The sequence below is a fragment of the Nocardia sp. NPDC003482 genome, assembly GCF_053588115.1.
This window is the reverse complement of record NZ_JBSFPI010000007.1, coordinates 144,706-170,501: the sequence shown is the minus strand read 5'-3', so window position 1 is coordinate 170,501 and position 25,796 is coordinate 144,706. Positions and strand designations below refer to the sequence as shown.

Below are 25,796 nucleotides of genomic sequence, written 5' to 3'. Positions count from 1 at the left end.
GAGCCGTCGATACCGGACGAAATGCCCGTTCCCAGACCGGCCCCGGCCTGCGCGGCACCGCCGAGCCCGGACGAGATGCCCGTCTCCAAACCGGCACCGGCCTGCGCGGCACCGCCCAGCGAACCATCGATCCCCGAGGAAAGCCCGGTGCCCAGATCAGCCCCGGCGTGCGCCGCACCACCGAGAGCGCTATCAATACCGGTCCCCAGCCCGGCCCCGGCCTGCGCCGCGCCACCGATGCCCGGGGAAATCCCGGACTGCAAACCACTTCCGGCCTGCACGGCACCGCCGAGGCTCGCGCCCAGATCGGCACCGGTCTGCGCGGCGCCGCCCAAGGAGCCGTTGAGGCCCGTGGAAAGGCCCGCGCCCAGGTCCGCACCGGCCTGCGCGGCTCCGCCGAGGCCCGTGGAAATGCCTGTGCCCAGCTGACTTCCGACCTGCCCGGCACCGTTCAGGGCGCCGCCGAGGTTGGACGAGAGCCCGGCACCCGCGCCCAGCGAGGCGTCCAGGCCCGAGGAGATCCCGGTCTCCAGACCGCTGCCGACCTGGGCCGCGCCGCCGAGGGCACCGTTCAGATCCGAGGACACGCCGGTCCCGAGATTCCCGGCCGCCTGCGCTCCCCCGGCGAGCGCCCCGCCGAGACCCGCCGCGGCCGAACCCGCGCCCTCGATACCACCGTTCAGCGAACCGCCCAGCGCCGCACCGAGATCCGAGCCCAGCTCGGCCGCCCCACCGAGGGCGCCCCCGAGCTCGGCCCCCGCCTCGAGGCCACTGTTCAGCGCCCCACCGAGATTCGCGCCGAGATCGCCCGCCGCACCGAGAGAACCGTTGAGGGCGGCCCCGAGGTCACCGGCCGCCCCGTTCAGGGCCGCACCGAGGTCGCCCACCGCACCCACGGAACCATTCAAGGCCGCACCCAGATCACCGACCGCACCCACGGAACCATTCAGAGCCGCACCCAGATCCGTGCCGAGGTGGGTGGTGGCGTCGGCGAGGCCGCCGACCGTGGCCTGTGTGGCGGCGTTCACCGCGCCGGTGATATCGGCCGTGGCCTCGGTGAATGCCGATGCGGCCGTCGAGATTCCGGCCTCCAGGCCGGTCGTCACATCCGCGCCGATCTCCGTGCCGAGAGTGCCCTCGAGCCCGGTGCCGAGCGCGCCTTCCAGGCCCGTGCCGATCTCCGCGCCGAGGTCACCGCCGATGTCGGTGGTGGCGCCGAGCGAACCGCCGAGGCCGCCCGCGACACCCGCGAGGGCGCCGATGCCGGCCGCGAGGCCCGCCTCGAGTCCGGCGACCGCGCCGGTTCCCACCGCGGCGGCCGCGCCGAGTCCGGCGGACAGCCCGGCACCCAGACCGGCCGCGGTCTGCAGGCCGGTCGCCAGGCCCGCGCCCAGATCGAGGCCCGTCGCGCCGGTCAGGCCGAGGTCCAGCCCCGTCCCGGCCTGCACGCCGGTCTCTACCCCAGCCGCGACACCGGCGCCCAGGCCCGCCTCGGTGACCGCGCCCGCGGTCGCGCCGAGCCCCCCGGCCGCGGCGGCACCGGCGCCCGCGCCCGCCGCCACGATCGCCGAGAGCTGGGAACCGCCACTGATCAGGGCCGATTCGGCCACCATGGGCGCCACGGCGGCGATATCCTCCGGGGTCACCGCCTCGAGACCCGCGGCGCAGAGCGCCTGGGTCGGGTTCGCGCAATAGCCGACCGCGGCCTCTTGGTCGCGCAGCAGGCTGAGGATGAACTCGAGAATCGCGTTGGGGCTCATCGCCATCGTCTCCTGGTTCGGCGGACCGTCGGCGATCCGCAGTAGTCGAATTGCCTTTCACGCTAGGAAGCCCTTGCGTTACGCGAAACGGGGTGAAGCCCCCTCCTTGCCCACCCCGGGGGCATTGGGGGCCGACCGCGTATTAGGGGAATTTCCCCGTATTAATCGACCCCGAGTAACGAGGAACCCCCAGCAACCGACAGGCCCGTTAGGTCGAGACGACCGCACCGCGCTAACGACAGGGGATTCCCGAATGACTCAGGGCCTCGCGCTCGGCATCACCGTCGGGTCGTCGAACACCGTCGCCGTCACGATTCCGGAGCGAGACGACGACCTGCACGCCGCCGCGATCGATGTCCGGCCGAGCGCGCCGGTATCGGAGGACGTGCTGGCGCGGGTCGGCGATCCGGTCGCCATCCGCACCGACGACGGCGACTCGATCGCCGCGGCCGACCTCGTGGCCGAACTGGTCGGTTGTCTCAGCGACGACACCGGGCCGGTCGCGACGGTGCTCGGCTACCCCGCGTGGTGGTCCGGGCACGCCGTCACCGCCCTGCGCGCCGCACTGGATCACGCCCGCCTGACCGATCTCACCCTGATCCCCGAACCGGTCGCCGCCGTGCGCGGTCTCGCCGCCACCCACGACGACGTCTCCGGCGGCGCACCGGTCGTCGTCTACGACCTGGGCGCGTCCGGGATCACGGTCTCGGTCGTGGGCGCCGAGCCGGGCGCCGGGCTGCTCGCGCAACCGCTGCGGTCCACCGAGACCGGCGGCGCCGAATTCGATCTGTTGACAATGCGTTACGTACTGGCAAACGCTCAGGGCGAAAACTCCTTCGATCCCTTCGACCCGATGGTCGAAAGGGAATTGGCGGCCCTGCGCCGCCGCTGCGAAAAAGCGAAAGAGGAGCTTTCCGCTATTACCGCGACCGTCGTACCGGTCCGGCTGCCGGGGAGCGCCCGCGACGTCCGCCTGGTCCGCGACGAACTCGAGGATCTGCTGCGCGAATCCCTGCTCGCCTCACTGGATCTGATCCACCGGGCCGCGCGCCTGGCCGGACTGGACCGGATCGAGCGCGTCCTGCTGACCGGCGGCGGCAGCGGCATCCCGCTGCTGACCGAACTGGTCTCCACCGAATTCGGCGTCACCCCGATCACCGTCGAGAATCCCGCGCACACCGCGGCGCGCGGCGCGGCCCTGCTGGCCGCCGACATCGCGGCACAGGCGGTCGACACCGCCCCCGCACCCGAGGTGGCCGCGACCACCGAAGCCCTTGCGGTGCAACGACTTCCGGAACCCGAGCGGGCCGCCCTGCTACCTCCCCTCCCGCAGGCGCGCCCCACTCCGCGCTTCGGCTCCTGGCGGCGCGCGGCCTTCGTCGCCGGCGCCGCGGTGGCCGTGGCCGCGCTCGCGACCGGCACCCTCGCGGTGGGCACGGCCCTGCAATCCACGCCGACCTCGAATTCGTCGTCGACCTCCACGGGCACCAGCGCCACCGGCACACCGACCACCGCGAACAGCGCCACCGCCTCCGCCGGTTCGGTCGCGCCGGTCGCGAATACCGCTCCCGGCCAATCGGATCGGGCCCCGGGCGCCGCCGCACCGGTCGCCTCCCGCAACTCGACCGATCCCGCCGCCCCCGCCGCCGCGGGCAACCCCAGCACACCCGGCACCCCGGGCACCGCGTCGGGCGCTCCGCAGGCTGCGGCACCGGACGCCAATACCCCGGCCCCCCAGGCGAATTCACCCGCCCCACAACCGGCCCCGGCCCCCGCTCCGGCACCCTCCGCGCCGACCGTGCAGCCGCCGGTCGTGCAGCCACCCACCGCGCCGTCCCCACCCACCCGGCCGTCCGTGCCGGATCTGGGCAGCACCCTGAACAACGGACTGGATCAGACCGGCAACACCCTCGGCCAGGTGCTCGACACACCGGGCCAGGTGCTCGGACATACGGGTGGCTGAGGTCGAAACGTGGTCACCGACAACACAGTCGCGCTCGAATCGCTCCCGGGTGCGCGCGATATCCTCCGCGAACTCGACGCCCAGGACGGGGAACACCGGGTCTACCTGATCCGCGGTCGCTCCGGCACCGGCAAGTCCACCCTGCTCGCCGCCATTCGAAAACGGTTGCGGGGCAGGGATTCCGCCACCGTCCTCATCGTCGACGACGCGCACACGCTCGCGCGCGCCGACCTCGCCGAACTCACCGCCACGGTGACCTCCGGTACCCGCACGGTCGTCGTCGCGACCCGGCCGCGGCCGCACGACGCCGGACTGCGCGCGCTCACCGACGCCGTCTCCCGGCGCGGTCGCGTCCTGGACCTGCGCGCCCTGGGCGCGGCCGAGATCGCCCCGTTCGCACGGGAATTGGGCATGATGGTGCCCCGCCCGGTCGCCCAGCACATCCATCGCCGGACCGGGGGCATCCACGGCGGTGTCGTCGCGGCCCTCACCGCGGCGTGCGCCACTCGCCTGGACGCCGGGATCGTCGCGGTCGACGAGGCGGTGGCGGGCTGGGCCCGCTCGCTGCTCGACGGCACCGATCCGGGCCTGCTCGACGTGTTCGTGGTGGCCACCACCGGCGCCGGACTCGACCCCGGCGAACTGGGCGAGGTGCTCGACATCGAGCACGAGACCGCCCTCGACCTCATCGACCGCGCCCGCGCGAGCGCCCTGATCACCGACGCGGATCTGTTGCTCGCCCCCGCGATCGCGCCGCTGCGCACCCTCGTCGGCGACCGCCGTTTCCTGGCCGTGCAGCGCCGGCTGCTGGAGGCGCGCTGGGCCGCGGGCCTGCTGCGCGACCACACCGCGCTGCTGCTGGCCGAATCGGGTCTGCGCGATCCCCGCTTGGCCGAATTCCTTTGCGCCGCGGCCGAGAAGGCGGGCGAGGAGGCGGTGCGCTACTACGCCGCGGCGGCCGCCGCCGGGGCCGACCGACAGGCGGTCGCGGTGCGCTGGGCCGAGGCCGCCGCCCGCGCGGGCGACGACGAGACCGCGCTGCGCCTGGCCGAACCCGTCTTGTCCGGAACCACCGCTCCCCCGGCAGAACTCGCCGCGGCGGTGCGGATCTGCGCGAGCGTGTGGACCCGCCGCGGCCTGGCCGCCCGTGCGGCGCAACTGTATTCGTGGCTCGGCCCGCAGCGCGTGGGCCCGGACTGGGCCGTCGGCGCCACCGTCCAATATCTGGCGGGCGAGGTCGAGGCGGCGACCATGCTGTCGGCCTCCGCCGCGCACTGGCCGCCCACCGAGGCCACCGCCCGCGCGGGGCTGATCGCCACGGCACTGGCCTACACCCTGCCCGAACCCCTTCCGCCCGGCGGCGCGCCGCGTCCCGGCGAAAGCGTCCGCGCGGCAGCGGTTTCCGCCGCGTCGACCCTGATCCAGGCCGCCCGCGCCGCGACCACCCCGGCCGCCGACCGCTTCCTGCCCTGCACCGCGGTGTCCATCGCGACCCTGCTGTGCCTGAGCATGGGCGAGCCGCGCCGCGCGGCCGACGCCCTGCGCGGCGGCTCCGAACGCGATCCGCATCTGCTGGTGTTGAGCGCCTGGACCGCCATGCTCGGCGGCGACGAACAGGCCGCGGCCGGATTCCTCGCCGCACTGGATCTCCCGGCCCTGTCGCGCCGCGATCAGTTGCTGGCGCACGGCGTCGCGATCGGACTGGCCCGCCGCGGCGGCGATCACGCCGCGCTCACCCGGGCCTGGGAGTCGGCGTATCCGCTGTTCGACGATGTCGCCGCCGACCTGCTGGCGCTGTTGCCGATCGGCGAGCTGTGGCTGGCGGCAATCCGCCTGCGCGACGAGCGCCGGGTGAGCGCCTTGGTGGACGCCGCGCGAGAGTTGTTGCACCGCTTGGGCAATCCGCCCGCCTGGGCGAACGCCTTCAGCTGGTACGAGATCCAGGCCGCGATCGCCCACGAACGTCCCGACGAACTGCTGCCGCCCGCCCACCGGCTCAAGGCCGCCGCCCACGCCGGCGACCCGCACGCCGCGGTACTCGCCGACGCGGGCCGCACCTGGGTGCTCGTGCTGCGCGGGGAGGTCGCCCACGACGAGGTCGCCGCCGCCGTGCGCCGCCTCGCCGAGATCGGCATGAGCTGGGACGCCGCCCGGCTGGCCAGCGAGGCCGCCCTGGCGACGGGCGACTCCGCCACCGCCACCGCGCTGCTCAAACTTGCCCGCTCGGTGCGCGCCGAGGCCCGCCCGCCGCAGCGGCCCGCCCCCGCGCCCGATCCGGCCCCGCGGGCCCGGCCCGAACAGGCGGCCGCGCCCACCGACGCCCTGCTCAGCGACCGCGAACGCGAGGTCGCCGAATTGGTGCTGCTCGGCCTGACCTATCGCGAGATCGGCGCTCGGCTGTACATCTCGGCGAAGACGGTGGAGCATCATGTGGCGCGGATCCGGCGTCGGATCGGAGCGGGCTCCCGTTCCGAGTTATTGTCGATGCTCCGCGCCATGGGACACGGTTCGCTGCTCGTGTGATGCTCGGCGCGGACGGCGCCGCCCCGGGGGCGCACGAGACGCGAAGCGAGGTAACGAGGATGGCCACAGGGGTGGGCCTACGGATCGCCGAGGACGAGTGCATCGCGGCGATCCTCACCAGCGGCACCGAGGACGCCCCCGAACCGGTCTACATCGTGCGCGAACCCGTGCTGCACATGTCCGACGACGGCGACGCGGCGCTCGGCGGCGAACCACCTGTGGGACACAGCCATTCGATCACCGGATTCTTCGCCGCGGTCGGCGATCCGGCGGGCATCCCGGTCGACGACGGGGAGGCGTACCGGGCCGAGGATCTGGTCGCCACCGCGCTGTTCTGCCTGATCAATCTGGCCGCCGACCATCTCGAGGGCCCGGCCGAGTTCTACGCCACCCATCCCTCGGACTGGCCCGAACAACAGGTCGCCGCCCTGCGCGACGCGCTGGACTATCTGGGTCTGCGGGCGGTCGTGCTGGTCAGCGAGGCCGATCTGCCCGAAACCGACGGCGGCGGACGGGCTTACGCGCGCGACGCGGCCCGGGCCGCCCTCGCCGCGGTGCTCGCCACCCCGGCCGGGACCACCCCGCCCGACCCCACGCACGCCGAGAACGCGCTCGACGTCACCGACATCCTGCCCGCGTTGCAGACCCCGCAACCGGTCGCGCAGGCGTACTCCGCCGCCTTCCCGGCCGCCGAATCCGTCGAGACCACGGCCGCCGAACAGCCGCCCACCACCGCCGAACCCCCCGCGTCCCGACAGCGCCGCCGCATCCCGCTACTGATCGCCGCGGCCGCACTGGTCGGACTCATGCTGGGCGGTCTGGTCGTGGCCCTGCTGCTCCGCGACCACGACGCCCCGGCGTCCCCGCTCCCGGACGCGCGCTCCTCGATCTCGACCACCACGCCGCCCCCGCCGCCGCCCGCCCCGACGCCCGAACCGGTCACCGAGATCCCCGAACCCGCGCCGATCGAGACCCCCGAGGTCACCGAGACCACCCCGCCGCCGCCCCCGCCGACGACCACACCGCCGCCGACCAGCGCGCCCTCGTCGACCACGACGCCCGCCCGGCCCACCCGGACCACGCCGCGACGCTCCACACCCACGGTTCCGAACCCCTGGGATCCCATTCCGGGCCTGCCGCTGCCGCCCGCGCTGGAGGTCCCGAATCCGTGATCGTTTTGTAGCGAACTTTGCCCGTTCGTGCCCTAAAGTGAAGCGCTGACCGGTGTTACCGCACAACGGCTTACCGCCCCCGGATCTGCCGGCACACACCGGTGCCTGACGAAGGGACTCCATGCGCAACCTGCCGGCGCGTCGCGCCACGGTCAAAGCCGCCGCCGTCGCATTCGCCTCCACCGTACTCCTCGCCCCGGTGTTCACCGCGCCCGCGCAGGCCGCGCCCGGGGTGGAGCAATCCACCGCGGACGAGTTGTCACCCGAACTGGCACAAGCGATTTCGCGTGATCTGAAGATGACGCCCGCCGAATACCTGGACCGGGCGGCCCGGGCGCAGCAACTGGGCGACTACGCGCGCGAGTTCCGCTCCGAGCGGCCCGAGGACTTCGCCGGGGCGTGGCTGGGCGCCGACGGCAAGCCGATCGTGGCGGTCACCTCGCTCGACGCGGCCCGGATCGCGGCCTCCGACGGGTATCAGACGCGGCTGGCGCCGATCTCGGCCGACGGGCTGGAGAGTTCCCTGGATCAGTTGGCGCAGTGGGTCGGCGGGCTGCCGCGCGAGATCTCCTCGGCGATCAACTCGGTGGCCATCGACTTCCTCAACAGCCAGCTGGTCGTCAATGTCGCCAACACCCCGGCCGGACATCTGCTGAACCTGCCCACGCTGATCGCCAACGTCAAGGTGGTCCTCTCCCCGGGCAGCGGCGGGCCGGTCGAGCGGCGGCCGATGGGCGGGGACACCTACATCAGCGCGCCGACCTCGCTGGCCGACGAGGCGCTCAGGACGGTCGACGTGTGCTCGTTCGGCTTCAACAGTTTCGACGCCTCGGGCAACGCACTGAACATCAGTGCGGGACACTGCGATCCGAACATCGACAAGGGCGATCAGCACGCCGAGGTCTACGTGCCCGACGTCCGCGACCTCAAGGCCAGCCCGCAGGTGGGCTCGTTCGTGCGGGCCCAGCTGGGCGGGCGCAGCGGCCTGGACTACTCGGTGATCAAGCTGAACGACCGCGCGGTGCGGGCGGGCATGGATCAGCCCTCGGTGCGCGGCGCGAACGGGACCACCCTGACCGTCACCGGCGTCGCCGATCCGATCGTCGGCGCGCCGGTCTGCAAGTCGGGCCAATCGTCCACGTTCACTTGCGGTTTCGTGGTCGCCGACCGGGTCGAGACCCAGCTCTACACCACCGACGGCGAATCGAAGACCGTGCGCGGTTTCGCCAGTTCGGCCTGCACCCTCGGCGGTGACAGCGGCGGCGCGATCGTCTCCGGCACGCTCGCCCTGGGCATCACCAGCGGCTCCAACGCCGCCGACGCCCCGGACTGCGGGGAGGCCAACATCGGTCTCGCGCAGTACGGGGGAACCGCCTCGCTGGGCATTCCGATTCGCGCGATTCTCGCCGATATCGAAGCCAATCCCGCAGGTGGGGTGGGTTCCGGAATTACGGTTCGCACGCGTAACAACGCGGGCTGAACCCGAACGCGAGATGAATTTTCCCCGCTCCTTCGAGACGAGTAGGCATAACGATCAGAACCCCATATAGTCGCCTCATGCTCCTGCCACGCATCCGTCTGTCCGCCGCGGGATCGAGCCCGCGGAACCCTCTCCGCAGAGCAGCGGTCGCCGCGTCGGCCGCCGCGCTGGTCCTCGGACCGATGGCGGGGTCGGCTTCCGCGGAACCCGCGCCGGCGCCGAATCTCCCGGCCGAGCTCGTCGCGGCGGTCCAGCGCGACCTGAAGATCTCCCCCGAGGAGTACCTGCACCGCGCGGACGTCGCGCAGAAGCTGGCCGGTTTCGCGACCAACGCCCAGCGGCAGTATCCGCAGTCCTACGCGGGCGCGTGGCTGGACAACGCCGGCCAGGCCGTGGTCGCGCTGGCGCAGGGGCAGGGCCTCGACGACGCCCGCAAGGCCGCGCAGGACGCCGGTTTCACCGTCAAGGACGTCGCCAAGACCGAGACCGTGCTGCGCAGCGAGAAAAACGCCTTCCAGCAATGGCTTTCGAATCAGCCCGAGGCCGTGGCCAAGGCCGTGCGCGGCGTCGCGATCGACACCGTGAACAACAGCATCGCGGTGCGCGTCGACAAGGCCGGTCTGCCGATGCCCGGATTCGTCGATCCGGCGCGCGTCATCGTCATGCCCGCCCCGCCGGTCGGCCCCGAGGAGGCGGAGATCCCGCAGGCCCAGCCCGTTGCGGGCGAGGGCAACGGCGCGTACTCCGCCGGCACCGGATACGCCTCGGTCGCCGGACGCATGCAGCTGATCTGCTCGGCCGGGTTCAACGGCCTCGACCGCAACAACAACGTCGTGAACATCACCGCGGGCCACTGCGATCCGAACATCCCCGCCGCGGGCACCGCCAACGCGCCGGGCATGTTCGAGCTGCTGCCGGGCAACCGCCTCGGCAACCAGCTGGGTTCGTTCCAGAAGTCGGTGCTGGGCAACCAGGACTACTCGATCATCGCGATCAACGACGGCAGCCGGGATCGCTTCAGCAACAACCTGGTTCGCGCGGCCGCGGGCCCGATCGCCATCACCGGCGTGGCCGACCCCGTCGTCGGCGCCCCCGTCTGCAAGTCGGGCTCGCGCACCGGCTTCAGCTGCGGCGTCGTCAACGCCGTCGACCAGACCGTCCAGGTCGGCGATCGTGAACTGACCCAGTCGTTCTCGGCCAACATCTGCGCCCTCCCCGGCGACAGCGGCGGCCCGATCGTCACCGGCACCCTGGCCCTCGGCATCTCCAGCGCCTCCTCGGTAGCCGACTACCCCGTCTGCGCCATCCCCGAGTTCCTCGGCCTCCTCACCGGCGACGCCCCCCAACTCTTCGCCCAGCCGGTCAACGTGGTCCTCTCGGACAACCCCGGCCTCCGGGTCCGCACCAACTGAGTCTGACGCCGAAAAGGCCGACAGCCCTTGGGCTGTCGGCCTTTTTTGTGTCGTTGATCAGAGGGGTTCCGACCCCTAAGGCACGGCATCCCTCACGTAAGGCACCCCCTCGCGCAAGGCCCCCCTCACGCACGGCATCGCTCACGCAAGGCACTCCTCAGGCACGGCACTCCTCACGCACGGCATGCTTCACGCACGGCACCCCTCACGCGAGGCACTCCCAGGCACCACCACCTCCGAAGGCTTACCGATCCGCAGGCTCCTATGAGTACTGCCTCCGGAGGGCACGCCTTCAATGGCAAGGCAACCCCAGTCGCACCCCTTATTCGAATCCGCACCCGTTTCAGGGCCTTACAAGGGGTGCGGATCCGAATAAAGGGTGCGGCTGGGTTGCCTTGCCTGGGGATGCCAAACCCATGGGGGTGCAGTGCCTTTGGAGGTGCGGCAACCCAAGTCGCACCCTTTATTTGGATCCGCACCCGTTTCTGGGCTCTAGAAGAGGTGCGGATCCAAATAAGGGGTGCGGCTGGGGTTGCCGTTACCACGTAGACGTACAGGGTTTTTGGGGCGTGTAGACGGAAGCGGCCCGTGCTCTGGGAGCACGGGCCGCTTCGGGGCTTGCGGGGGTTACTTCTGGGCGGGCTGTTGGTTTTGGGCGGCCTGTTGCTTGGCCATGTTCTCGTCGCTCCACTGGGTGGTGCCCGCGTCGGCGATCATGGTGTTGACGAGTTCGATGCCCGTGGCGATCAGGGTGGGGCCGCCGACGGCGACCGTGCCCAGGATGCCGCCGATGCCGGCGCCGAGGGGGAGGCCGGCGAGGCAGCCCACGCCGAACAGCGGCAGGCCGAAGACGCAGCCGACGACCGCGCCGATGGCGGTGCCGACGAAGCCGCCGACGGCGGTCGCGATGCCGAACTTGCTCGCGAAGTCGTTCATCGCGCGCTGGTTCTCGATCGGCGAGGCGACATCCTTGAGGGCCACCCGGCTGCCGTCGCGGCCGACCGTCTGCACCTCGACCTGGTGCTGGTCGGCGACGGGGGCGATGGTCTTGTCGGGGGTCAGCTGGAGTTCCTTGCCCTCACCCTTGATCTCCGGCTTCACCTGCACCTGCTGGCCCGCGAAGCTGTAGGTGAGCGGCAGCGTCACCAGGGTCTTGCCCTCGGCGTCCTTGACGTCGACCGTGTCCACCGTCGCCGCCGGCTCGTCGGCCTTGGCCGCGACCTCGGTCTTCGAGAGCTGGAAGGTTCCCCCTTGCAGTCGCGTCACCACCGACTTCGGCGCTCCGGGCTGCTGCGCGTCCACGAGCTGGACGGAGTAGTTGACTCCCTCGGCCGGAGCGGCCGGCTCGGCATGGGCAGTTCCCAACCCGATGGCCATAGCGCCGATGACCAGGGTGCCCACCGCAGGGTAGCTGCGGAGCTTCATTCGGTTATCCAATCCATCATCAAGTTTCGCCTTGCACGTGTCGTCATCCCCGCGAGAGCCCACGCATCCCTCAGGTCGTACCTGTGGAACCCTCCCCGAGCGGGGAGATGACACACACAGCTAGCAGGACGACTGGAGCTTAGTCCAATAGCTGGCGAGAAGCGAGATCCCTTTTCCGCCAAACGAACTAAGCTGTCCCGGGTTTGGGACGGCATTTGCCGGGTTTTACCGTGATAGCGATCCGCGCTCGCACATAACCGCAGGACGATGGGTGAGCGCGGTCACATCACGGGTCCGGTCAAGCCCCTGCAAGCTGGGGCCTTCCGAGCCGTGAGGATATGATGGACGGATAAGTTACCGGTGGGTAACTTACTGCCCGTTAGGATAACGGGCAGTAAGGGTGGCACTTCAGCCCTGCCGCCCGGACAGCTCGTTGAACCGAAGGAAGGTCGCGACATGAATGCCCTGACAGTGACGCTGGGCACGATAGGGGCGCTGCTCAGTCTGGTGTGCTGGGCAGCGTTCTTCGGCGGCGTGTGGAAGATCGTCTCCGCCATCATGATCGGACAGCCCGCCCCGGACCGCTGGCGTCCGTTCTTCCCGCGTTTCGGGCAGATGCTGATCGAGTTCATCGCGCACACGCGCATGAACAAGTTCCGCACGGTCGGCTGGGCGCACTGGCTGGTGATGGTCGGCTTCATCACCGGCGCCATCCTCTGGTTCGAGGCCTACGGGCAGACCTTCGATCCCGAATTCCACTGGCCGATCATCGGTAACTGGGGCTTCTACCACTTCTGGGACGAGCTGATGGGCATCGGCACGGTCGTCGGCATCCTGGTGCTGATCACCATCCGCCAGCTCAACCACCCCCGCGTGCCCGAACGGATGTCGCGCTTCAGCGGTTCGAAGTTCGCCCCGGCCTACGTGATCGAGGCGATCGTCCTGCTCGAGGGTCTGGGCATGATCTTCGTGAAGGCGGGCAAGATCGCGCTGAACGGCGAGGGCAACCCCGCCACCGACTTCTTCACCATGCAGGTGGCCAAGCTGCTGCCCGCGAGCCCGACCATGGTGTCGATCTTCGCGTTCATCAAGCTGATGTCGGGCATGGCCTTCCTCTACTTCGTGGGCCGCAGCATCACCTGGGGCGTGGCCTGGCACCGGTTCGCGGCCTTCTTCAACATCTACTTCAAGCGTGAGGACGACGGCGGCGTCGCGCTGGGCGCGGCCAAGCCGATGATGTCCAAGGGCAAGGCGATCGATATGGAGACCGCCGACCCCGACAACGACACGTTCGGCGCGGGCCGCATCGAGGACTTCTCCTGGAAGGGCTGGCTGGACTTCACCACCTGCACCGAGTGCGGCCGCTGCCAGAGCCAGTGCCCGGCGTGGAACACCGGAAAGCCGTTGTCGCCCAAGCTGTTGATCATGTCGCTGCGCGATCACGGCGCGGCCAAGGCCCCCTACCTGCTGGCGGGTGGCCGCAAGGATATGGGCGGCGACGAGGTCGGTCTGGTCGACGCCGAGGGCAAGCCGAACGAGGCCGCGCTGGCGAAGATCTCCGAGGCCGCCCGCGCCGAGGCCGAGCGCCCGCTGGTCGGGCCCGAGGACGCGAACGGCGTCATCGATCCCGAGGTGCTGTGGAGCTGCACCACCTGCGGCGCGTGCGTGGAGCAGTGCCCGGTCGACATCGAGCACGTGGACCACATCCTCGACATGCGCCGCTACCAGGTGCTGATCGAGTCGGAGTTCCCGACCGAACTCGCGGGCCTGTTCAAGAATCTGGAGAACAAGGGCAACCCCTGGGGCCAGAACGCCAAGGACCGGCTCAACTGGATCTCCGAGGTGGACTTCGAGGTTCCGGTGTTCGGTCAGGACGCCGAGACCTTCGAGGGCTACGAGTACCTGTTCTGGGTCGGCTGCGCGGGCGCGTACGAGGACCGCGCGAAGCGGACCACGAAGGCCGTCGCCGAACTGCTCGCCACCGCGGGCGTGAAGTACATGGTGCTCGGCCAGGAGGAGACCTGCACCGGTGACTCGGCCCGCCGCGCGGGCAACGAGTTCCTGTTCCAGCAGTTGGCGATGCAGAACATCGAGACGCTGAACTCGGTGTTCGAGGGCGTCGAGGACAACAAGAAGAAGATCGTCGTCACCTGCGCGCACTGCTTCAACGCGCTCAACAACGAGTACCCGCAGATCGGCGGCGTCTACGAGGTCGTGCACCACACCCAGCTGCTGAACCGCCTGGTGCGGCAGAAGAAGCTGGTGCCGGTGTCGTCGGTGTCGGAGAAGGTCACCTACCACGACCCCTGCTACCTGGGGCGGCACAACAAGATCTACAACGCGCCGCGCGAGCTGATGGCCGCCTCCGGGGCCCGCGTGGCCGAAATGCCGCGCCACGGCGAGCGTTCCATGTGCTGTGGCGCGGGCGGTGCGCGCATGTGGATGGAGGAGCAGCTCGGCAAGCGCGTCAACCTCGACCGGACCGACGAGGCGCTGGCGACCCTGGACGGCGGTAACGAGCCCTCCCGCATCGCGACCGGGTGCCCGTTCTGCCGCGTGATGCTCACCGACGGCGTGACCGCGCGCAAGGATTCGGGCGAGGTCGGCCAGGGCGTCGAGGTCATCGACGTCGCGCAGCTCATGCTCGACGCCATCGAGCGGGTCGAACCGGCCACGCTGACCGAGAACCTGAAGGTGGTCCAGCAGCCCAAGCGGGTCGAGGCCGAGCCGGAACCGGAGCCGGAACCCGTTGCGGCCGAGGCCGATACGGAGACCGCCGAGCCCAAGGCCGCGCCCGCCGAGGGCAAGGGCCTCGCCATGAAGGGCCCCGCGAAGGCGCCCGGCGGCAAGGGTCTGGCCATGAAGGGTCCGGCGAAGGCACCGGGTGGCAAGGGTCTCGCGATGAAGGGCGCCGCCAAGGCCCCCGGCGCGAACCAGGACGCCCCCGCCGCCGAGACCGGCGACGACGAGTCGGTGATCCCGTCGGCCAAGCCCGGCGGCCTGGCCATGAAGGGTCCGGCGAAAGCGCCTGGTGGTAAGGGTCTTTCGATGAAGGGCGCCGCGAAGGCACCGGGCGCCAAGGCGCCCGCCCAGGAGACTCCGGCCGCCGAGAAGGCCGAGGATTCGGGCAGCGCGTCCGCTCCCGCCGCCAAGCCCGGCGGCCTCGCGATGAAGGGCGCGGCCAAGGCGCCGGGCGGCAAGGGCCCGGCGGCGAAGGCCGCGGAAACCCCGGCGGCACAGCCCGAATCGGCCCCCGCCGAGGAGGCGCCGCAGGCGTCGGCCCAGTCCACGGAGACCGAGCCCACGGAGACCAAGCCCACGGAGACCAAGCCCACGGTCGCCCCCAAGGGCCTCGCCATGAAGTCTGGCTTCAAGCGTCCGGGCGCCAAGGCCCCGGGTGCGCCGAAGCCCGCGGCGGAAACCCCTGCCGCCGAGCAGGCTTCGGCCCCGGCAGCCGAGGAGGCCTCGCCCCCCAGCACGCCCGCCGCGGCCGAGGAGTCCTCCGACGCCACGGAAACCGCCGCCCCCTCGACCCCGAACGAGCCCGCGGCGGAGGACCCGAAGCCCACGGAGGCCAACGGCACCCCGAAGCCCCCGGCCGCCAAGCCGGGCGGACTCGGCTTCAAGTCGGGCGCGAAGGCCCCGGGCCGAAAGAACTGATCGGTCCCTGACGACCGCGAGGGCGGTGTTGCCGGAAAGTGGCAGCACCGCCCTCGTCGCGTGAGGACACTCTCGAACGGACATAGCCGAGAGTTAGCCTCCGGGTGGAAAACTCGACCCGAAACACCCCCTCAAACAAGCATCGCCCCCGCCGAGAAACGGCGGGGGCGATCTCCTGCAGGGGAGGTCGGACATTCGATTCCTATCACGGGAAGCGAATGGGGTTCCAGTGTCGGACAGTTCGACGGACACACTGACGGTAGCCGGTTGATAACGTCGATTCACCAGTAGAAATTGGCGATTCAACCCCGGCAAGGCTCTCACCTCGCGCTCCAGCGACACCGCACGCTGCTGGGCACAGCCGATTCCGACCAGGAAAACCATCAGGCTACCTCGAGGCTATTGGGAGATTTAAATCACCGACAATCGGTGTAACATCCGCGCATTCGAACGCGACAACCCCGAATGGGCTTTTCTCTCACGAGATTCGCACGTACGGCACCGGATTGACGGCGATCGAGGAGAGGACGGGGTTCAGGCCGGTGGCGGTGCAGACCGCCTCGACCGACACCAGATCACCGGCATTGATGTCCAGGGTGGTGGTGATGGTCAGGGTTCCGGAGCCGGTGCCGGAGACCGGGTCTCCGGTGAGGACGACCACGCTGTTGATCAGCAGGCGGGCCTGCTGGGAGATGGTGCCGTTGAAGCCCGCGGCGCCGCCCGAGAACGGCAGGCTCACTTCGACTTTCGCGCCGGGTTTGGTGCCGAGGGCGCGGAGTTGGTTGTTGCTGGAGCCGGTGACGACCGAACCGGGGTAGGCGGGGTCGGCGGTCCAGTTGATGATCGGGCCGAAGCTCGCGGTCAGCTGCTGGGGGGCGGTCTTGATCATGCCGACCGGCTGGAAGCCCGTGGTCACAGCGACGAGAAAGGGCATCGCGCACTCGCTTTCATGGGATGGTCACGCCTTTGAGGCTGACCTGCAAGCCTTTTCCGGTACCGGTGTCCAGCGTGGTGATGTTGACGGTCAGCCGGTCGCCGGGCGAGAAGGTGAAGGGCGTGGTCGGCGTGATGGTCGTGTCGGCCGCCTGATTCGCCGCGGCGATGGTGACCGAGGAGTTCGAGACCGGGGTGCCGTTCTGCCGCAACTCGACGACCAGATTTCCGGTGCCCGCGGTCTCGCACCGATAGGTCACCGAACTCACCGAGATCTTGCGCTCGATGCGCAGTCCCTCGGGCAGCACATTGCCCACGCCCAGCGCGCGGATTCCGGTGTGCGACTTGAACGCGATGTCGTAGATCTGACCGGCGGCCGTGGGCGGGCGGGCATCCGACAGGCGGGTGTCGTCGGTGGCGACGGCCCCGAGAGCCGTGCGCGCCGCCGCGGCGTCGACCGCGGTCAGCACCGCCTTGCCGACCGCGTTCGCGTCGCTGATCTGCGACGCCGGATGGGTGTGCACGGTCGGGGTGCGGGCGTCGGACAGTCGCGGATCGTTACCCGCGACGGCGGTCGTCGCGGTCCCCCCGATGGTGGGCGGAAAAGCCGTGGGCTTGTTGACGATTCCGTTCCAATCGGTGGTCCCGGCCGGGCCGCGGATGACGATGCCCTGCCCGTTCGGCGTCCAGCCACCCGCAGTGTGGAACACGTAGAGCAGGCCGTCGGCCCGGACCACGTATTGCGCGCCGTCCGCGGGGGCGGCGGGCAGCGCGGCGTAGGTCGCCACCTGCCCGTCGATCTGCACGCCGGAGCCGCGCTCGCCGCGCACGACGGCCGAACCGGGCGAGGCGGGGACGGGCGCGACGAGCGTCAGGTCCACCAGTCCCGTGGAGCCCTGATCCGGGTTCTGGGCGTCCGGGCCCGCAACATACTCGCCGACCGTGAAGCTGAACGGATCCATGGGGATTCGCTCGCCGTCGTAGGACAACTCGAACGACACCCGCCAGGTCCAGTCGGAGGGATTGGTCTCGCCACTCGGCGCGACCAGACGGATGCCGCGCATGCCCCGCCAGGTGATGTAGCCGAATTCGTCGAGCTCGCAGACATAGTGCGTGGGCAGCTGTACGTAGGTCGCCGGGTCCGGCTGGGCACCGGCCACCAGTATCTTGGGCGCGTCGGCGGTGAAGGTGAGGGTCCCGCTCAAGGGGGCGAATTCGGGAAGGTCGCCGAGATCGGGCCCGTCGGCGATGTTCGCGAGGAAACGCCCGACAACCTTTCCGTATTTGAGTGGGGGCAGTTCAGCCATGAGGAATGCCTTTCGATCGGGTTGTGTCGCAGCGCGTTCAGGCCGACTGCGCGTAGACGACGAGTTGCGCGTTGTCGGTCCGCACCGTGTAGCGCGCCGTGCCGAGCGTGCGCAGCACGACGACGTACAGCGTCACGGTCTGGTTCGCGGCGACCACGCCGACGGCCGAGCCCGGCTTGATCGGGTTCAGGTACGCGGGTGAGACGAGGACGCTGCCGATGACGGGCGAGCTGCTGCCGAGCCCGTAGCCGATGCGTTCCCCGTCGGGCGCGCCGATACAGACGGCGATATCGCATTTGGACTGGCCGGCGGCGCCTTCCGTCAGCACCGAGACCCAGCCGCTGACCAGGGGACGCCACGGCATCGGCTGGGCGGGAATGGTGATGGCGGCCAGCGTCTTCGCCGTGTCGTCGAGATGACTGCCGCCGGCGAACTGGCCCTGGCCGATCGCCCAGGGCCCGCCGAGCCGGGGCGTCGGCGTGGGAACGAACCGCTGGCGGGCCGCGTCCCAGGCGAGGACGAAATCCTCGGCGAGCGGGTGGTCGGCGTCGACGAGAACGTCGGAGGCGTCCTGAATCCGTCCCGGCTCGCCCGGATCCCCGGCCTCACCGGTTTCGCCACGCGGCAGGGTGATCGAAAGCTGTTGCGCCGGGGCGCTTCCCGTGATCTGCGCGGTCGCCGACGCACCGGTGTTCCCGGCCGTGGCGGTCGCGGTCAGCCGGGTCGTGGCGCCCCGCGGGCCGGTTCTACCGAAAGCCGTTGCGAAGGGCACGAACTCGAGTCCGGTCCAGTAGTAGATCGCGTTCTCCGAGACGACGCGCCAGGCCTTGCGTGCGTCGGCCATGCCGAGGCCGAGGGCCCGCAGTGCGGCGGGGTCGGCGATATCGCCCTGCCAGTTCCAGGGCCACGCGGGCGCGCCGTCGGGGCCGACCGGTCCGGCCGGGCCCTCGCGCAGTTCGACGAGTACGTCGCGGTCCACGAGTTCGACCGGGTTCACCGTGTGGGGCAAGCCGATCGAGTCCGCGACACCGCGCATGCTGATCATCACGTCGTTGTCGAAGACGATGGGTGTGTCGGTCACTGTGCTGTCTTTCGTGATCGGGCCCGACGGCCTAGGGCGCGAGGGGCAGGCCGACGGGCCGCGCCCAGCAGACGATCTGCGCACCGGCCCGCGAGTAGTTGTAGTTGGCCGATCCGGCGTTGCGCCGGATCACCACGACGAGCACGGCGGGCTGTCCGGCCGATACGACACCGGCGGTACTGCTCGGGGTGACCCGGGCGCCGTAGTACTCCTGGAAGCGGCAGTGCGCGTCGATGCTCGCGCCGAGCCCGGTGCCGAGCGCCACGATCTGGCCGCTCGCGGAACCGAGCCGCACCTCGGCGTCGACCCGGGTGTTGAACGTGCTCGTACCCTCCAGGTTCTGCACGACGACCCCGCCGGTCACCATCGGCCGCCAATCGCAGTCCTGGGCGGGAATGTTCAACTGCGCCACCGTGATCGAGGCGGCCGACACATTGTTCTGCGACGCGGCGAAACCGACGCCCCCGTCCCAGGCCTGGCCCTCCATGAGCGACCACGGACCCCGCAGGCCCGGGTAGGGCCGGGGACGCCACTTCTGGACCGAGGTATCCCAGGTCGGGACGGAACGGTCGGCGAGGGTGGCGGTGTCGGCGAAATCCGACGCACCGCGAATCGGCCCGGGGCCGCCGACCTCACCCTTGCGACCTCGAACACCGCGCGGGACGGTCAGATTCAGCACCAGGTTCGGCGCCGTGCCGGTCACGGTGGCCTGGAATTCCGAGCCGGCCGGCCCGGTGTCGACGCTGCCGAGCGTGATCGTGCACGGATTTCCCTCCGGCCCGGCCGCGCCGAACGCCTCGACGAACGTGTCGAAACTGCTGCCGTTCCAATAGACGAGGGTGTCGGTGGCCAGGACGCGCCACGCCTTACCCGCCTGCGCGGGGCCGAGTTTCGTGGCCATCGCCGACAGCGCGGCCTGGTCGGCGATATCGCCCTCCCACCGGAACGACACGCACGGTTCCCCGGCGGGCCCCTGCGGGCCCGGCGTACCCGTCATCAATTCCAGGGAGCCGTCCCGCGGCGTGGCATGCATGGACTGCACCAGGCCCGGCGTGCCGACGCCCTCGTCGATGCCGCGGATCAGGGCGGATGCGAAATACTCACCAATGCTGGACATGTCACCTCCTTCAGAGGGGCTGGGCGTAGACGACCAGCGAGGCCGACGTCGTCATGACACCGATCGCGCCGGTACCGGTGCCGGTCCGTTCGACCGTCACGACGAACGTCGCGGCCTCACCGGCGGGCACCGTGGCGTCGGTGGACGACGGCGACAGTGTCCTGGTCGACTGTTCGTCGCGATACGACGTGAAGATCGGCAGGTAGAAGTAGGTCCCGGCGCAGCCCATGGAGGCTCCCACCACCGGGCCCTGCGAATGGAACAACCGGACCACGCCGTGCGCGCTCTGGCTGTTGTTGTTCACGGAGTAGATGTAGAGATGGCCCTGGACCGTCGGCCGCCAGGCGTACGGCAGCGCGGGCACGGAGAAGGTCCCGGCGATCAGCTGGGCCGTCGCGACCTCCTGCCCGGCGTTGAAATCGGAATCGAACCAGCCCCACGGTCCCGCACCGAGCGGCGGCGGCGCGGCGCGGAACTTGGCGCCCGCGCGGTGATACGCGAATACCGATCCCTGCACCGCGCCGTTCGAGGGATCGAAATCGTCCGCGACGCCGATCGTCCCGGATCCGCCGGGCGGTCCCTGCGGACCCCGCAATCCGGCGGGCGCGGTGACCCGCAGGGATTGCTGGGCCCCGGTGCCGACGAACTGCACGCCGGGGGTGGTGAGCTCCGGCTCGTGTACGGTCTCGACGTCGGTGATCGACAGGGCTTCGCCCACCGGGCCCCGCGGTCCGACCGCCGAGGGCGAATGCCGCCACTCCTCACCGGTCCACACATCCATGCCGTTGTCGTCGAGGCGATGCCACCACTTGCCGCGGTCGTCGGGGCCGAGACCCGTGGGGCGAGCCGCGGCGTTCGCGATCTGCCCCACCTTCACGAAGGTCGCGCGCGGCGTACCGCGGCGACCCCGGGGACCGGCGGGTCCGGCAGGCAGGCCGGTGGCGGCCACCTCCTCGGAGATGTCGAAATCCGCGGTGACGACGGCGAGTCCGTCGGAGTCCGATTCGCGTCGAATCGTGGCGCGGGCGGGAAAACTGATGTCCCCCATGAGTTTCACTCCTCCTATGGGGTCAGAAGATGAGCAGGTCGAGATCCGCGCCGACGTCGGTGGCGAGATCCTTGACCGCGCGCGCGACCCGGCCCAGCCGTTGCCACGCCTTGACCATCGAATCCTCTTCATCGGATCCGTCGCCGACGGTGATCTGCCATTTCGCGGCGGTCTCGCGGTCGTCGGTGAAGGACAGCTCGGTCACGTAATCGGTGAAAACCAGTTCGCCCAAGGCGAATCCGATCTGGTCACCGAGCCCGAAATCCTGGCCGAGGATGTAGGGCGCGTTGTCCTCGACGGTCACCTTGTGGCTGGTGTAGCCGCGGGTGAGGTGCAGGCCCTGCCGGGCCGCGACCAGACCGTCGAGATTGAACGCCTTGTCGCTGCCGGTGATGTAGAGCTCCCGGAACGCGTAGGGCCCGGCGCCGATCACCCGATCGGTGTCGCGGTAGGAGGCCCAGGCGAGGAAGACGTCGTTGAGTTGGCCGCGATAGAGCCAGTCGAGACCGATCAGCGACAGCAGTCCCTTGATCGCTATCTCGATTCCGGCGTTCACCCAGCCGGGCGACCGGCCGCCGACGATGATGTCGGTGGCGGTCGGCTTGTGCAGCGCGACCTCCGACGGGCCGATGCCGGAGTACTCGCCCTCGAAGTACCAGACCCAGGGGAAGTTCTTGAACGTCCCGAACCGGCCGGGCTGGCCGTAGACGGCCTCGTACTCGGTGGTCGAGTTGAAGTTCGGGTATCTGACCGGGGTCGTGCCGTCGTCGGCGAATTCCTCGATCCACGACTGGATTCCGTCGAGCAGGGTGCCCGTACTGCCGGTCACGCCGGACTTGTCCACGGTCTCCAACACGACGGTCGGGCGTTCGAGATAGAACCATTCGGGCGCGGGCTGCTCGTCCTCGCCGGGAATGAAGAACCGCGCGGTCAGCATGACCCCGGAATCCTCGAGCATGGGCTCGAACAGCTTGTCCGCCATATCGAATCGCGCGGACGCCGCGCTCCAGCGGCTGGTGTCGGTCTGCGCGTCGACCGGCACGACCGCGATCGGGAACAGCGCGTTGCCGATTCCGCCCCACTCGGGTTTGTCGGCCTCCGACGGCGGCACCCAGCCGGGCGCCTGCAACCGGGCGAGGTTGGCCGTCAGATAGGTGGTCACCAGGGTGCGCACCGGGCCGAAACCGATCATGTGCCGGGGGAATTGGGCCAGGATCGGTGCGAACGGGGAGGCCCAGCAGCAGATGGTCGCGATGTGGTTCCAGCAGTGGATGGCCTCGATGTCGACCGTCTCCACACCGTTCTCGTCGCGCACGATGGACGCCTTGGTGACATAGCCGTCCCAGCGAAAACCCTTGGTGTTCACGGTGATCGGGATCGTCGCGTTCGCTCCGTCGGCGTTGTTGAACAGGTGGTCGTAATGCACCATGTCGCGCGGGCAGATCATCTTCAGCCCGCCCGCGGCGTTGCGGGGATAGGTGAACTCCAGCGACAGATAGCTGTGCTCCTCCCCCACCTCCCGCATGAACTTGTCCCAGAACCGCACCAGCACATCGGGATCACGCAGCTGCTCCTGCTCCGCGCGCTCGATCTCGTCCATGCGCCGCGATTCGGCGTAGGGATCCCACAGCGGCGCGGCCATCAGAACGGCCTCGACGATCGGGGCGTCACCGATACGATGAGGCTGGAATTCGTTGTGCCGCCGTCGATCCGAACCGTGATGTCGGTGGCGCTCCACGGCGGCAACGACGCCAGCCAGCGCCGCCCGGCCAGCTGCCCCCAGACGTTCACCGAGTCCGAGCCACCCTGGGTGTACAGCCGGGCCGTGCGATGCCGCGGGTGGGTATCGATCCGCAACGTCTGCGCCGCGGTCAGGGTCGGCGTCTGCACCATGCGCAGCAACTCACCGTCGGTGGGATCGAGAATCGACCAGCGGCCCGGGCCGTTCATGGTGTAGCGCGGCCAGGCGGGTTGATCGGCGGCGTTGCGGGCGCGGACGGTGCCCTCGTTGCGGCCGGCGGTGTTGGTCCAGACGGAGGTTTCCTCGAAGTGGTGTTCGAGGGGGTCCATGGCGGTGGCGGACATGCGATAGACGGCGAGCGCGTTGCGGGCCGGGTCGACGTCGCCGACGGGTTCAGGCGCGGATTCGAGCTGGGCCTGCTGGAACCGCCATCCCTGGTGACGCGTGAAAATGCCGATGGTGCAGGGCTTGTCGGTGGACCAGCCGCGGAACCACGCGTCGTGGATGGCGTGGAAGTCCCGGACGGGCGAGGACGTCGTGGATCTCGCGCTCGCCGAGATCACCACCAGGAAGTCCCATTCCTTCTTCGAACGCACCGACCGCTGGAACGTGGCACCGTCCTGGCGGGCGCCCTCCGAGACGAGCAGTTGTACGGGTGCGAACATGAAACCGTTCTGCTTCGACAGCCGCACCCCCTCGTATCCGGCGTTCGCGCCGGACAGGTGCCAGACCCGGCCGTTGACATCCCAGACGACGACCTTCGTGTCCTGGATGTCCAGTAGTTGGTGGATCATCTACCGAGACCTCCTCCGCGTTGTTGCGCCAGCGTGCGGCGCCGATGCACCCGTTCCACCGCGATGGCGGCGCTCTTGGGGTCCATGCCGTTGAAGTTGTAGATATCGCCGCGAGCGGTGCGGCCGCCCGGGCCGTCGGCCAGGTTCAGCAGGCCGAATCCGCTCCCGACCTCTTCCTTGACGCCGTTGGCCAGCCACTCGATCGGCCGGGTCAGGAATCCGGCGGCGGTGCCGGCGGCCATCGAGCCGACCATCTGGCCGACGAGGGGGGCGATCGGTCCGGCGGGCCCCAGGAAGGGGGCGACCGCGGTGCCGATGACACCGCCGAGCGCGCTGCCGCCCGCCTGGGCGACGCTGGAGATCGCACTGGTGAGACCGCCGACGAGACCGTGCTGCTGGAAGCCTTGCAGCCCCGCCGACAGCGCCTGCAGACCGAGCTTCTCCTGGTCCGTCGGCTCCCGCATGGGCTTGCCGTCCACCGGATTCCACGGAATACCGGTCGCCTGGCCGAGCATCGCGCCGAGGGTGGTCAGGTAGTCCTTGTCGGTGTCGGCGTTGGTGTAGGCGGCGCCGACCGCGGTGCCGAGGTATTGCCCGAGGAAGGTGCCGACGCCGGGAGCCTGGTCACCGAGGAACGGGGCCAGGGCGTTGCCCAGATCGGTGCCGAGCCGAGCGCCCGCGAGTTGACTCAACGCGGTGAAGTTGCCCTCGTAGGGGTTGTAGCGCTCCTGCATATCCGCGAGCGACTGTCCCTGCGGCAGAGCGAGATTCGGGGCGGCGTCCGGGCTCTTGGCCGGATCGAACGGATGCGTGGGATTCGCCGCACCCAGGTCGCCCAGTCCGAGGCTCTGCGCGGAACGAACGTAGAGCGGTTCACCGGTGTCGGGGTAGGCCACCGGGCCCTGGCCGATGGAATAGCCTCCGCCACCGGAGGTTCCGGCGCTATCGCCGCCCGAATTCGGAACGTAGACCCAGTACCCCCGCGGAGTGCCGTCACCGCCACCCGCGCCGCCCGCTTGCCCGGCGGGTAGGCCGGGCGAGAAGCCGCCCGCGCCCGCGCCCGCCGGACCGCCTTCGCGAAGCATCCGACTCTCGGCGGGGGCGTCGGCGTTCCCGGCCGCGCCGGGCGCGGGTGCGGTCTCGCCGGTGACCGTCATCGAGGCGCGCAGGCTGCCGCCGAACCGGGATCCGATCGCGCTACCCAGTTCCGCCCCCAGCAGGGGTGCGAGGGCTCCCGCGGGTCCCAGGGCCGGAGCCAGCACCGCGCCGAGCGCGGCGCCGACGCGGCCGCCCGCTTCGGTGGCGGCCGTCTCGAGCCCGCGCCCGAACGCGTTCGCCAGGAGGTTCAACTGCCGCAGGCCCAGACTCTGGGCCGAGCCGAGACGTTCGAACGCGCGGCCACCGCTACGCGGCAATCCGTCCGCGTCCATCCGCATCGACGCCGTCAACGGGTCCGGCGCACCGGGCACGCCCGAGTCGAGCACACCGCTGGCGGCGGATTCTCCCGGATTCGCGAACAGCGGCGCGAGGGCGGATCCGAGGGCTGTTCCGGCAGCGCCGCCCAAGCCGATGGCGAAGTCGGCGAAGCCGCCGACAGCGTCCGCGGCCCAGCCCGACAGCCCGAAGTCCTGTGCCCGGAAACCGTCCGGCTGCGGCTTGATCGGCGCGACGAGGCTCTGCGACAACAGATCTCGCCACTGTCGCGCCTGCGATTCGCCGACCAGGCCCCCGGCCGCGAAGCCGGGCAGCATGGCGGACAGGAATCCGGCGGACGGGACCCAGCCCGCGTTCAGCGCCTCCAGCAGTGGTAGCGCCCCGGCGGTCGCCGCCGCGTTGACGACGTACTCGCCGTTCGACAACCTGGCCAGGATCGAATCATCCTGGGGCCCACCGGATCCGATGACGATGCCGCCCGAGGCACGTTGCACGGGCACGCGATCGGCGACACTTCCCTCGGCGAGCGCCGCGGCGGGGTTGGTGAACGTGGCCCGGCTGGTGACCTTCAGGGTGCGGGTGCGCTCCTGCTCGCTCAGACCGGAGACCCAGTCGGACAGTAGTTTCGGGACCACACCCAATACGTGGTGGAACGCCTCGACCAGCACATTGTCTTCGACGGGGTCACCCGAGAGTTCCCCGGTGAGCGACGAATCACCTTCGACCAGAATCCTTTTCGAGTTCGGCAAAGTGATGATCGACGTGCCCACCACCGGGCCGCCCTCCCAGACCGCACCGCTGGGCAGGGTGATCCGCCGCCCCGGCGCGGGCTGGCCGTGCGTCGACATCGCGAGGATGTCCGGCACCGCCATCACCGCCGGCCGCGAGCCCGAGCCTGGCGGAATCCGTGTCTCGGAGCTCATTTGTTTCTCCACTGTTGTTCTCC

16 protein-coding genes are annotated in these 25,796 nt (G+C 70.3%); 6 read left to right on the top strand and 10 right to left on the bottom strand.

All coding sequences use genetic code 11. The features are described from left to right. On the bottom strand, window positions 1-1,760 hold a 1,760-nt coding region (locus ACWDSJ_RS13155), incomplete at its 3' end, for an IniB N-terminal domain-containing protein (RefSeq protein WP_450031779.1). A gap of 253 nt (window positions 1,761-2,013) precedes the next feature. Here ACWDSJ_RS13155 and ACWDSJ_RS13150 point away from each other — a divergent pair. The 5 genes from ACWDSJ_RS13150 to ACWDSJ_RS13130 all read left to right on the top strand — a co-directional run bounded on the left by ACWDSJ_RS13150 (window position 2,014) and on the right by ACWDSJ_RS13130 (window position 10,310). Beyond that, window positions 2,014-3,723, top strand: coding sequence for an Hsp70 family protein (locus ACWDSJ_RS13150; protein WP_450031777.1), 1,710 nt, complete (start codon window positions 2,014-2,016; stop codon window positions 3,721-3,723). A gap of 9 nt (window positions 3,724-3,732) precedes the next feature. Beyond that, the gene (locus tag ACWDSJ_RS13145) at window positions 3,733-6,246 is read left to right on the top strand and encodes a LuxR C-terminal-related transcriptional regulator (RefSeq protein WP_450031775.1); all 2,514 of its coding nucleotides are present in this window, start codon (window positions 3,733-3,735) and stop codon (window positions 6,244-6,246) included. A gap of 59 nt (window positions 6,247-6,305) precedes the next feature. Continuing rightward, window positions 6,306-7,418, top strand: a complete 1,113-nt coding sequence (locus ACWDSJ_RS13140; protein WP_450031773.1) for a hypothetical protein — start codon at window positions 6,306-6,308, stop codon at window positions 7,416-7,418. Between the two features lie 121 nt (window positions 7,419-7,539). Next, window positions 7,540-8,898, top strand: a complete 1,359-nt coding sequence (locus ACWDSJ_RS13135) for a S1 family peptidase (RefSeq protein WP_450031771.1) — start codon at window positions 7,540-7,542, stop codon at window positions 8,896-8,898. A gap of 77 nt (window positions 8,899-8,975) precedes the next feature. Continuing rightward, complete coding sequence (locus tag ACWDSJ_RS13130; protein ID WP_387357998.1) at window positions 8,976-10,310, top strand: S1 family peptidase; 1,335 nt, start codon at window positions 8,976-8,978, stop codon at window positions 10,308-10,310. Window positions 10,311-10,937: 627 nt separating this feature from the next. Here ACWDSJ_RS13130 and ACWDSJ_RS13125 read toward each other — a convergent pair. Continuing rightward, window positions 10,938-11,735 carry a hypothetical protein gene (locus ACWDSJ_RS13125; RefSeq protein ID WP_387358000.1) on the bottom strand — a complete coding sequence of 266 codons (798 nt, stop codon included), beginning with the start codon at window positions 11,733-11,735 and terminating at the stop codon, window positions 10,938-10,940. A 456-nt stretch (window positions 11,736-12,191) separates the two neighbouring features. Here ACWDSJ_RS13125 and ACWDSJ_RS13120 point away from each other — a divergent pair, with 456 nt between their 5' ends. Next, window positions 12,192-15,395: a heterodisulfide reductase-related iron-sulfur binding cluster gene (locus ACWDSJ_RS13120; protein WP_450031768.1), complete on the top strand. Its 3,204-nt coding sequence runs from the start codon at window positions 12,192-12,194 to the stop codon at window positions 15,393-15,395. A gap of 478 nt (window positions 15,396-15,873) precedes the next feature. On the opposite strand, the gene ACWDSJ_RS13115 is transcribed toward ACWDSJ_RS13120, so the two are convergent. From ACWDSJ_RS13115 to ACWDSJ_RS13080, 8 genes are read right to left on the bottom strand one after another with little or no spacing between them, the layout of a single operon-like run. Further along, entirely contained in the window at window positions 15,874-16,329 is a 456-nt protein-coding gene (locus ACWDSJ_RS13115) for a hypothetical protein (protein WP_450031766.1), read from the bottom strand. A 13-nt stretch (window positions 16,330-16,342) separates the two neighbouring features. Further along, on the bottom strand, window positions 16,343-17,635 hold the full coding sequence (locus ACWDSJ_RS13110; RefSeq protein ID WP_450031764.1) for a hypothetical protein: 1,293 nt from the start codon (window positions 17,633-17,635) through the stop codon (window positions 16,343-16,345). Window positions 17,636-17,672: 37 nt separating this feature from the next. Beyond that, window positions 17,673-18,716, bottom strand: coding sequence for a hypothetical protein (locus tag ACWDSJ_RS13105; RefSeq protein ID WP_450031762.1), 1,044 nt, complete (start codon window positions 18,714-18,716; stop codon window positions 17,673-17,675). A 31-nt stretch (window positions 18,717-18,747) separates the two neighbouring features. Continuing rightward, a complete protein-coding gene (locus tag ACWDSJ_RS13100; RefSeq protein WP_450031760.1) occupies window positions 18,748-19,833 on the bottom strand; it encodes a hypothetical protein in 1,086 nt (361 codons plus the stop codon). A 10-nt stretch (window positions 19,834-19,843) separates the two neighbouring features. After that, entirely contained in the window at window positions 19,844-20,881 is a 1,038-nt protein-coding gene (locus ACWDSJ_RS13095) for a hypothetical protein (protein WP_450031758.1), read from the bottom strand. 22 nt (window positions 20,882-20,903) lie between these two features. Beyond that, complete coding sequence (locus ACWDSJ_RS13090; RefSeq protein ID WP_450031756.1) at window positions 20,904-22,523, bottom strand: Gp37-like protein; 1,620 nt, start codon at window positions 22,521-22,523, stop codon at window positions 20,904-20,906. Next, window positions 22,523-23,416 (bottom strand): phage tail protein, encoded by an 894-nt coding sequence (locus tag ACWDSJ_RS13085; RefSeq protein ID WP_450031754.1) that lies wholly within the window; start codon window positions 23,414-23,416, stop codon window positions 22,523-22,525. The genes ACWDSJ_RS13090 and ACWDSJ_RS13085 overlap by 1 nt, the downstream gene beginning before the upstream one ends. Continuing rightward, window positions 23,413-25,773, bottom strand: coding sequence for a hypothetical protein (locus tag ACWDSJ_RS13080; RefSeq protein WP_450031753.1), 2,361 nt, complete (start codon window positions 25,771-25,773; stop codon window positions 23,413-23,415). Before ACWDSJ_RS13080 ends, ACWDSJ_RS13085 begins: the two co-directional genes overlap by 4 nt. Between the last annotated feature and the right edge of the window lie 23 nt (window positions 25,774-25,796).

Bases quoted from the DNA above. Each gene is read 5' to 3' on its own strand.
- ACWDSJ_RS13110 (WP_450031764.1), bottom strand. From the start codon at position 17,635: ATGGCTGAACTGCCCCCACTCAAATACGGAAAGGTTGTCGGGCGTTTC.
- ACWDSJ_RS13095 (WP_450031758.1), bottom strand. From the start codon at position 20,881: ATGGGGGACATCAGTTTTCCCGCCCGCGCCACGATTCGACGCGAATCG.
- ACWDSJ_RS13135 (WP_450031771.1), top strand. From the start codon at position 7,540: ATGCGCAACCTGCCGGCGCGTCGCGCCACGGTCAAAGCCGCCGCCGTC.
- ACWDSJ_RS13120 (WP_450031768.1), top strand. From the start codon at position 12,192: ATGAATGCCCTGACAGTGACGCTGGGCACGATAGGGGCGCTGCTCAGT.
- ACWDSJ_RS13130 (WP_387357998.1), top strand. From the start codon at position 8,976: ATGCTCCTGCCACGCATCCGTCTGTCCGCCGCGGGATCGAGCCCGCGG.
- ACWDSJ_RS13115 (WP_450031766.1), bottom strand. From the start codon at position 16,329: ATGCCCTTTCTCGTCGCTGTGACCACGGGCTTCCAGCCGGTCGGCATG.
- ACWDSJ_RS13150 (WP_450031777.1), top strand. From the start codon at position 2,014: ATGACTCAGGGCCTCGCGCTCGGCATCACCGTCGGGTCGTCGAACACC.
- ACWDSJ_RS13080 (WP_450031753.1), bottom strand. From the start codon at position 25,773: ATGAGCTCCGAGACACGGATTCCGCCAGGCTCGGGCTCGCGGCCGGCG.
- ACWDSJ_RS13085 (WP_450031754.1), bottom strand. From the start codon at position 23,416: ATGATCCACCAACTACTGGACATCCAGGACACGAAGGTCGTCGTCTGG.
- ACWDSJ_RS13125 (WP_387358000.1), bottom strand. From the start codon at position 11,735: ATGAAGCTCCGCAGCTACCCTGCGGTGGGCACCCTGGTCATCGGCGCT.
- ACWDSJ_RS13140 (WP_450031773.1), top strand. From the start codon at position 6,306: ATGGCCACAGGGGTGGGCCTACGGATCGCCGAGGACGAGTGCATCGCG.
- ACWDSJ_RS13100 (WP_450031760.1), bottom strand. From the start codon at position 19,833: ATGTCCAGCATTGGTGAGTATTTCGCATCCGCCCTGATCCGCGGCATC.
- ACWDSJ_RS13090 (WP_450031756.1), bottom strand. From the start codon at position 22,523: ATGGCCGCGCCGCTGTGGGATCCCTACGCCGAATCGCGGCGCATGGAC.